This is a genomic window from Radiobacillus sp. PE A8.2, from assembly GCF_045635475.1.
GTDB lineage: Bacteria > Bacillota > Bacilli > Bacillales > Amphibacillaceae > JBJGXI01.
On sequence record NZ_JBJGXI010000013.1, the window covers coordinates 92,415 to 100,982 of the forward strand.

16 protein-coding genes are annotated in these 8,568 nt (G+C 32.6%); 15 read left to right on the forward strand and 1 reads right to left on the reverse strand.

Features of this window, described 5'->3' with window-relative positions; translation table 11 throughout:
• Positions 1-6 precede the first annotated feature (6 nt).
• From ACI6MV_RS09345 to ACI6MV_RS09390, 10 genes are all read left to right on the forward strand, one after another.
• On the forward strand, positions 7-141 hold the full coding sequence (locus tag ACI6MV_RS09345) for a hypothetical protein (RefSeq protein WP_407270019.1): 135 nt from the start codon (positions 7-9) through the stop codon (positions 139-141).
• 202 nt (positions 142-343) lie between these two features.
• Positions 344-907 carry a site-specific integrase gene (locus tag ACI6MV_RS09350; RefSeq protein WP_407270020.1) on the forward strand — a complete coding sequence of 188 codons (564 nt, stop codon included), beginning with the start codon at positions 344-346 and terminating at the stop codon, positions 905-907.
• Positions 908-1,068: 161 nt separating this feature from the next.
• Entirely contained in the window at positions 1,069-1,503 is a 435-nt protein-coding gene (locus ACI6MV_RS09355; protein WP_407270021.1) for a transcriptional regulator, read from the forward strand.
• Between the two features lie 46 nt (positions 1,504-1,549).
• Positions 1,550-1,774 (forward strand): hypothetical protein, encoded by a 225-nt coding sequence (locus ACI6MV_RS09360; protein ID WP_407270022.1) that lies wholly within the window; start codon positions 1,550-1,552, stop codon positions 1,772-1,774.
• Between the two features lie 11 nt (positions 1,775-1,785).
• The gene (locus tag ACI6MV_RS09365) at positions 1,786-2,085 is read left to right on the forward strand and encodes a hypothetical protein (protein WP_407270023.1); all 300 of its coding nucleotides are present in this window, start codon (positions 1,786-1,788) and stop codon (positions 2,083-2,085) included.
• A gap of 48 nt (positions 2,086-2,133) precedes the next feature.
• On the forward strand, positions 2,134-2,334 hold the full coding sequence (locus tag ACI6MV_RS09370) for a hypothetical protein (RefSeq protein WP_407270024.1): 201 nt from the start codon (positions 2,134-2,136) through the stop codon (positions 2,332-2,334).
• A 301-nt stretch (positions 2,335-2,635) separates the two neighbouring features.
• Complete coding sequence (locus tag ACI6MV_RS09375) at positions 2,636-3,328, forward strand: hypothetical protein (protein WP_407270025.1); 693 nt, start codon at positions 2,636-2,638, stop codon at positions 3,326-3,328.
• Positions 3,328-4,191, forward strand: a complete 864-nt coding sequence (locus ACI6MV_RS09380) for a sigma-70 family RNA polymerase sigma factor (RefSeq protein ID WP_407270026.1) — start codon at positions 3,328-3,330, stop codon at positions 4,189-4,191. Before ACI6MV_RS09375 ends, ACI6MV_RS09380 begins: the two co-directional genes overlap by 1 nt.
• A 96-nt stretch (positions 4,192-4,287) precedes the next feature.
• The gene (locus ACI6MV_RS09385) at positions 4,288-4,419 is read left to right on the forward strand and encodes a hypothetical protein (RefSeq protein ID WP_407270027.1); all 132 of its coding nucleotides are present in this window, start codon (positions 4,288-4,290) and stop codon (positions 4,417-4,419) included.
• Positions 4,420-4,584, forward strand: a complete 165-nt coding sequence (locus ACI6MV_RS09390; RefSeq protein ID WP_407270028.1) for a hypothetical protein — start codon at positions 4,420-4,422, stop codon at positions 4,582-4,584.
• Between the two features lie 35 nt (positions 4,585-4,619).
• Here the strand turns inward: ACI6MV_RS09390 and ACI6MV_RS09395 are convergent, their stop codons facing one another.
• Entirely contained in the window at positions 4,620-5,273 is a 654-nt protein-coding gene (locus ACI6MV_RS09395; protein WP_407270029.1) for a hypothetical protein, read from the reverse strand.
• Positions 5,274-5,416: 143 nt separating this feature from the next.
• Between ACI6MV_RS09395 and ACI6MV_RS09400 the strand changes: the two genes are divergently transcribed.
• From ACI6MV_RS09400 to ACI6MV_RS09420, 5 genes are all read left to right on the forward strand, one after another.
• Positions 5,417-6,016 carry a BA5345 family protein gene (locus ACI6MV_RS09400; protein WP_407270030.1) on the forward strand — a complete coding sequence of 200 codons (600 nt, stop codon included), beginning with the start codon at positions 5,417-5,419 and terminating at the stop codon, positions 6,014-6,016.
• Positions 6,017-6,384: 368 nt separating this feature from the next.
• Complete coding sequence (locus ACI6MV_RS09405) at positions 6,385-7,248, forward strand: hypothetical protein (protein ID WP_407270031.1); 864 nt, start codon at positions 6,385-6,387, stop codon at positions 7,246-7,248.
• Between the two features lie 31 nt (positions 7,249-7,279).
• The gene (locus ACI6MV_RS09410) at positions 7,280-7,927 is read left to right on the forward strand and encodes a hypothetical protein (RefSeq protein WP_407270032.1); all 648 of its coding nucleotides are present in this window, start codon (positions 7,280-7,282) and stop codon (positions 7,925-7,927) included.
• Between the two features lie 41 nt (positions 7,928-7,968).
• Positions 7,969-8,313, forward strand: a complete 345-nt coding sequence (locus ACI6MV_RS09415) for an HNH endonuclease (protein ID WP_407270033.1) — start codon at positions 7,969-7,971, stop codon at positions 8,311-8,313.
• 5 nt (positions 8,314-8,318) lie between these two features.
• Positions 8,319-8,525: a hypothetical protein gene (locus ACI6MV_RS09420; protein ID WP_407270034.1), complete on the forward strand. Its 207-nt coding sequence runs from the start codon at positions 8,319-8,321 to the stop codon at positions 8,523-8,525.
• Positions 8,526-8,568: the final 43 nt, after the last annotated feature.

An 8,568-nucleotide genomic window follows, 5' to 3' on the forward strand; every position in this document is an offset into this window, starting at 1 on the left:
AACATTTTGAAACAGGGAGAGAGCAGTACAAAGAAGAAAGGGAATCTGAAGATTGGAAAGGAGACCTATGGCACTATTCCAAGAGAAGAAGCGTTTCGTAAAGCATTTGAACTCTTAATTGAGCAAAAACAAAAAGTATGAATTCTAACTAAAATCACTAAGTTAGAGGAGGAGACTATGAAACTATTTAATCTTATTGTAATGACCCAAAATAACTCTCTGAGAGAATTAATCCAACAACAAGGAAAGATGAAGGCAATAAGAAAATTTCGTGAACTATATGGATGGGATCTGACTAGATGCAAACAATTTACTGAAAAATTTAAAGTGAAGTGGTGATTGCATGAATGTCGTTCAACCTATAAGAGATAAGCAGGTACTGGAAGAAATTGAGCATTATTTGAAACAAAAAAATAAAAGGGATTACATTATGTTTATCTTAGGAATTTATACAGGTTTAAGGATATCCGATATTTTAAACCTTAAAGCAAAAGATTTAAGGGATAAGACTTATCTGACACTTAAGGAGCAAAAAACAAAGAAACGTAAAACAAACACTAGGAAGACAATTAAGATTAACCCTTTCTTAAAACGTGAATTGAAAGAGTACTTAAGTGAATTAGATGATGAGGTATACGTTATAAAGAGCCGTGTTGGATTTAATAAGCCTATTTCCAGAGAAAGAGCATATAAAATTCTTCAAGAAGTAGCTAACAAATTCAGATTAGAGCATGTTGGTACACATACCCTAAGGAAAACATTTGGTTATCACATTTATAAAGCAACCAAGGATCCAGCATTGCTCCAAAAGCTGTTTAATCATTCATCAGAAGAGATAACATTACGATACATCGGGATCAACCAAGATACGATGGATGATGCTATTTCAAAACTCAAATACCATTAACAGTATTTCCCTTTTGCTATCAAGTTAACTCAAAAAGTTCATGTTAACTTCATTTTTAAAAAGTTGATTTGAGTTAGTGTTTACAAGCGTTAAAGGCAGATAGTTGAAGTTCACAGTATATGTATTATATGTAGTTCAATAACAATATAAGGGGGCATAAGATGGCCACCGAGGTTAATCTAAAAAAAGCCACATTCAAGCATATTGAAAGCGAGCTGTATTCGTACAAGGACACATTGAAAGAGATAGATCGTATAAGAGCAGAGATTATGTCTGGCACCAGAAATGAAATTGATGAAAACGTAGGGGGGAATTCTAAAACTAGTCCGATACCAGGTAGACCTACAGAAAGAATCGCAACAAGGCTGCTTACACATAAAACGTTAAGGAATTTAGAAGAAATCGCTTCAGCCATTGAAGTAACGTTTAATAAAATGAGCAAAGACCATCAGTCGGTAATTAGAGTCAAGTACTGGGGGAAACAAAAGGTTACTTGGGATGATGTTGCTGTTCAAACAAACATGCATCGAAACACAGCTATGAAACTTAGAAAAGATTTTGTAGTGGAAATTGCAGACAAAATCGGATGGAGATGAAAGAAAATGTGTGAAGGTTATGGAAACAGAAGAATGAATAATTGAGGTGTTCACTATTTTTATTCTAATTGAAATAGACAAAGATTGGACTTGGGGAATTGATTGGGGTAAGAAATCCAAAGGTGTAAGACTAGGTATTGTAGCAATTCACATTTGCAACAATAAATTCACTCACTTCTTAGAAATAATGTCTAATCATTATCATCATGAGAAATTAAAAGAAAATAATAATACGAAATCAGATGATTATTACACTGAAAATCCGAAGTAAGGAGTGAAGAAATGCAAAGAGAATATTTTTGTTGTGGATGTGGTTTGTTTCATTGGTTAGATATGTATGTTAAAAATGAAAATTGTAGAGTTGACAGAGCTGAAAGCCAAGGGTGCCCTAATCCAAAGTGTAAACGTCAAGCGCCTTTCCAATCAGATATTCAAGTGTTTGCAGTTGACACAATGAGTTATGCCTATTTTGCAGAAAATCACAAAGATTTTATTGATAAAATGAAATGGAGTTCACAGAAATATGCCCCTCCAAAAGCTATTTCTATTTACAAAAAACAAGAAATTCCAATTAAAGATTAATGTCGCATTATGATGATGGTTCTGAAGACCAAAGGAGGGGAATGAAATATGGAATATAATTATACTTTTGAAAAAGTTAGAGGAGAAAAACTTTTTCAAGTCCGATTAAACGGTGAATATATTACCTATGCGGAAGATACAAATCCCAAACGTATTGATGAGTGGTTAAAAAAACAAGGGTTTAACTCTAGAGAAGACTTCTTCAATAATAGGAAATCACAAATCGTAAATTATATCAATTCTTATTGATATGTTATCTGAAGATCCCCATGTTTACCGACGAGGGGATTTTTTTGCTGAAAACTAGTAAAAGTGCAAATTGTGTGCAAATGGACCACAAATCTGTCGTATTATGATAAGGTAAGAAACTAGTGAAAATCCTTCCTACGACTTACAGATGTGCGAGTAAACCCATTGTGATGTGTGATATTTAAAATACACATGAACGGTCCGATAAGGCAGTCATTGCAATGGTTTCGCAAAATATTAATAGTTGATTTGTATAAACATTTTCATTAGAAGGTGTTTTTTTTATGGGGGTGCTTCAGTTATGGATAGATTGTGCGAAATCGCAAAGAAAAATAATATTAGCCGCCAAACATATAGATACAGAATAAAGATAGGATGGAATCCGGACCAAGCTGCCACTACTCCTGTTATGTCTAAAAAAGAAGTTAGACAATATGCTTTAGAGAGACGTAAAATTTTAAACGCCAAAGAACATAAAAAAATTAATAATGATCCAGACAACCTATTTAGATTAACCCCTCAACATATAGCGGGTGCTGAAAAAAGAGGTATATGTAAAGCAACGGTGCAAAACAGAGTTTATAGCTCTGGGTGGACTGTTAAAGATGCTATTACAATACCAACACAAAAAACTAAGAAAAGTGAAAACCCAAATAAATATGAAGAGTATAAAATAAAAGCTGTTAATAATGGAGTGTCAAAATCTGCATTCACGAACAGGATAGGAAAATTAGGATGGACATTTGAAAAGGCAGCTTCAACACCTATGATATCTAAGAATGTCAGACGAAGGACTGATAAGGAATGGATTAATAAGGCAATAAAAAATAACATTAAATACGATACATATATTAAGAGGATAAAAAGGGGTTGGACACCTGAAGAAGCAGCAACCACCCCTCCTTTAGCAAATGGAAAATATCTGAATGATGAAAAAGAAGAAAAATCAAGAATAGCATTTGATAATTTCCGTTATAAGAAGGTGAAAAAGTAATGCTGTCTGAAAAGGAGAAAGAAGAACTGATTGAGAAGCATCAGGGAATTGTGCATGATATTGCAAAAAGATATGGTTATTATGATGAGAAAGAAGAACTTATAGGTTGGGGTAATATAGGCCTAGTAAGAGCAATTAATTATTATGAAAAAAACCCAAACAAACCTTTTGTTTCGATAGCTTTTTCTATGGTGAAAACTGACATCATGAATCAATATAAGCGTAATAGGTCTAGGTTAGAAGGTTCAGAAATAAGTCTACAACAAGAAGCATCTGTAGGTGGTAAGACGATTGAAGATTATTTAGGAATAGTAGAAGATGTTTATTATACAGAGGAAGATATTATTGAAATGATTGAAAAATCACTAAAAAAAGAAAAAGATGAAATGATGAAAAATATAACTATTGAATACTATATGGGCGGAAAAGATCTAGGCGAATTATCTGATCGCTATAGTATTACTAAATCAAAAGTTAAAAAATTACATCGTAGAGGGAAAGCTATAATAATACAGCATTTGATTAACAATGATTACTTAATAAATTATGCTTTTGCGAGTCCAAGTAAAGAGACGATAAATAGATTGAAGATTGTTAATCATAGAAAGGTTCATTCTTCTGAATTCGGAAAAATAAAGTTCCTTTTTAAATACTTTAGTCAGTATTCAATATCAATTAGAGATGTTGCAATTTTAATGAATACTAGTACTTATATGATTACTAAGCTCGTTAATTATAAAACCGCAGACTATCTTGATGCACCGTATGACGAAACTATAGAAAAAAAGGCGATGCAATATTTTAAAGATAAGTATCCTGAACGGATGCCAAGTGATATAAAAGTTTATAAGATTAGTAAATGATGCAGCTGAAACTAGGTGCTTTTTTTTATTTTCCATAAGTTTTCCAGCATTTAAACCGTAACGAATGTATGGTTATAAATTCATTTCGTAAAACTCTTGATAAGAAAAGTAGCCAAAAACAAAAAAATCACAACGGCAAGGTTAAAAGAACTTATGGGTGTTAATCGTGTCACTATTAAACGAGGTAAAGGTGGAACTATAAAAAGGATAAATAAAGGAGGTATGTAAATGTATGCCATTATAATCACGGAAAATTATCAGCCCGTTAATATGATACGATTAAAAACGGAGAGTGAGGCAGAATTTCAATATCAAAAATTCAAAAAGCAAGGATGTAATGTAGTGAAAATAAAAATTTATAAAGCTCATGAATTAAGTGTTATTAGGATTTAATGGCCCCCATAAGGGGAGAAGGAGATTGTAATGGTTTAATAGTTATACTTTACTGTAAACTTGGGATCATTTTGATAAAAGAAACTTACCACTTCTCGCCCGTTAGCAACATTTGCCGGTGTTGGTTCTTCGAGTATCTGCGTTGTTCCAGGAACTTCACCTTTAGTTGCATCACGATCACACTTTGCACCTGCTGGTAAGACAACAACGAATCTAACTTGACCTCCAGTGGGCATATTGAACCCTTTATGAGGTAGAGTCGTTTGAATAAGGAAAGATCCATCTTCTTCCGGAAGTAGTGCGTAATCATAACTTAAATGATAGAAATTTGAACCTTCAGCTATTGATTCAAGTTTAACTTGATTTAGATACTTACTTCCTAGACCAATCATAGCATCAGCAAGAGCTTCTTCCTTTGTACCTTTTTCAATAACATCTGCAAAGTTAGAAACCTGCTTTGTTACTTCTGAAGCAACAATCGGCTCGAATGTAAAACCACCAAGTTCTAGAATTTCCATTATATGCGCTGGAACTTCATCATTACCTGGCACGTAAAATACTTCATCTTCTGCGATAGCTGCACTAGTTCTGAAAAAGGTTTCAACGTGTACTAAATCGTGATGCTTATTATGAGCAAAAGTTGGAGTAACCGTCATTATTGTTTCATGAGTTTGTACATTAATAGGCAATTACAAATCGCTCCCTTAATAGTTTACAATCTCCTTCTAAGTGTTAATTCGACTAATAATTCAAAAATCCTTGTTATTATTTGTAAAATTAAAAGGGATTAAGTAATTAATGTTGAAATAAAGTGACAGAAGGAGGTTTTCAAATGAATTTTGAAAGTAAATATTTAATAAGATACGGAATACCTGGATGGATATTTTTGATTTGGATTGCACTTCACCTTTTTATTGCAGGTAAAATAACTATTAGTGACGACATTGAACCAATAAAAGTTATATCAAGTTTAGTTCTAGTTATATCATTAGGGGTTGTTATTGGATATGTTTTTTATCAGAGCTACTTTACATTAGTTTGGGTTCTGAAAACAAATAATAATTTCATAAATAGAACACTAAAATCTGTTGAGAAAAAGAAAATAAAACTACCTGAAGATTTTAACGAAAGAAACTTTTTAATTGAGTTTTTGTGGCATTCTCATATACTCAAATTGGAAGAATATAAACTTTCATATCTTTCTCAACAATATGAATACTTGTCAAACAGAAAGCATGAACTTGGATCCCTTTTGGTAACCTTAACATTTTGTTGCTTGGTAACAGGAATTTCTTTATTCTTTGGGTTTAATATATATTTGATTGCAATGTTATTAGCGAGCGGAATTACCTTATTTACAACATATAGATCCTTTGCATATTATTCTGAGAATCTTGATTATTTTACAGCAAAAGTAATAGATGAGGTTTAAAGTAATTAGTAAGTCTACTTAGTGGTTGTTGCCTACAGTTGAATAAAATGAAACTGATCAATTATAAATGTAAGCGTAGTTTACAAAGAGAAAGTTCTATAAATGTTTTTCTAATTTATGATAAACAAACAGGTGACGTAGCTTTACTGCAAAAGATACTCGATCATTCAGAGATTCTAGGATATAAGCCTATCTATTCAGGAAAGCTTATTCTTTATCTTTAATCGCCTACGATTACCCATATTTAATTAAAGTGTACCTCATATTAAGGGATTGTGTGTGCTAGAATTAAGAGTATCAAGGAATTTGGGCATGGGGTGATTTCAACAGTATATATAAGATATGGGTAATTGATAAGGAGGATAAATATGAGTAACTTACCAGATGCAGAGGATCTTTTCATGAATGTTTCTATTTACGAAAGTTTTAATTTCAACATAGATGATTTAGATGCAATAGATAAGATTATTTACGAACATGAATTAATCGACTGTTATTGTATCGATTGTAAAAAGGAAAGTACTTTCCACTTTGTAACGCCGAGGTATTCCTATCCAATTAATGCATTAGGGAAGGATAAAACAGGGTCTATTCACGAATCGCAAGAAGAGACAGATAAAAGAGTTTTTAAGAGTTTAACTACTGAAGGACCTTATTACATAAATATCACATATAAGTGTTCAAGGAATAAAAATCATGAACTTGTTTTCATAATTATGATAAACGGGACTAGACTTATTAAAATTGGTCAATATCCTTCAATTGCAGATTTTGAGGGTTCATCACTTAAAAAGTATCAAAAAATACTTGGAAATGATAAATATAGAGAACTGAGTAGAGGAATAGGTCTTGCTTCTCACGGTGTTGGTATTGGTTCATTTGTATATTTAAGAAGAATATTTGAATATTTAATAGAACTAGCACACCAAGAAGCAACAGAACATGAAGTGAAATTCGAAGATGACGTTTATAATTCAAAACGAATGGATGAGAGAATTCTTATGTTAAAGAATTTTTTACCTGAATTCCTTGTGGAGAATAGGAATATATATGGAATTTTAAGTAAAGGTGTTCATGAACTTACAGAGAAATCTTGTTTAGAAATATTTCCTCATGTGAAATTTGGGATTGAGTTAATTTTAGACGAACAACTTTTCAAGATTGAGAAGAAAAGTAAAGTGGAAAAAGCGAAACAAAAAATAAGAAGTATAGCTCAACAATTAAAAGAATAAAGGCAGAGCATATCCACATATAGATGTTAGTATGTTAGTAAGTGATAATAGAAATAACACTTCTTATCAGGGTTTTATTGTATATAATAGAATTAGTATTGTTGAAGGAGTGGTGCAATTGAAGAAGCTATTTTTTGTTTTGTTAGCCATTACTATACTTAGTGGCTGCAGTTCTACAGATGGAACTGATCAAGTAGAAAGTGAAGAGGTTGCTTCACAGGAAACACAAGAACTTAATTTGTCTGATAAAGCGATTCAAGAACGAGATGAGTTTATTGAAGCTTACAATGAAATAGTTGATAACTCTGAGGACAACAGCGATTATATTGAGATAGATAATATTGAAGCTCCCGAACTTGATAGTGAAGGTGATACTTTTAGTCAGGACTTACTAAATAAAGAGGGGAAGAATATAAGCGTTGTTTATAGTGGGGACGGTGCTATCAACGGTTTTCGAGTTTTAGAAAAGCAAGAAGAGAATGTTCCGATTAATCTTGCTTTTGTATCTTTCATGGCACTTAATTTAGCTGAGGACGCATATACAGAAAAACTTACACAAATAATCGTATCTACGGATAATTTAAATAATGAATCCTTTAATGACAGTGGTTATGAAGTTGATATGGTTTATGCAGAAAGTGAAAACATATTAACAACAGTTATAGTTAAAGAAAATTAAGACATCTCATTACGAGGTGTCTTTTTCTATGAGGTGAAACAATGCCTGAATACAAGACCAAAGAACAGAAGCGCAAATTCTATGATAGTGGTTCTTGGAAACAAATGCGTAAACGAATTAAGCAGCGTGATAATTATGAATGCCAGGAATGTAAACGCCGAGGAAGATTAACCATTGATACTAACGAGTACAGTGAATCTGCTAAACGCAAGAAGATCATGTTAGTTGTCGACCACATTAAAGAGGTTGAAGATTATCCAGAGCTTGCGTTGGATGAAGGTAACCTACAAACGCTTTGCGTCAACTGCCATAACTTTAAGCATGGAAGGTATGTTGATTATTCTTTGTGGAGAAAGAAACCTAAGTGGGATGATGAATGGTGGTGAGAAGAATGATAACAGTAACAATGCCAATCGATGAGTATGAACGAATGAAGAAAGATCTAGAGAGGTTAAAAGAGGAAAGCATTTATCACTATGCTAAGCGAGATTACAGTGATGTAAGAGGAAATGAATATAATATTTCGTTAGATGTTCGTTCAATGCAAAGTGCTCTAGCACAAAAAGAGAGAAAAGCTGTTAGTTTCCGAATAATATAGACCCCCCGCCTAAATGTTTTTGGATTTTTAATCTTCGGGGGCA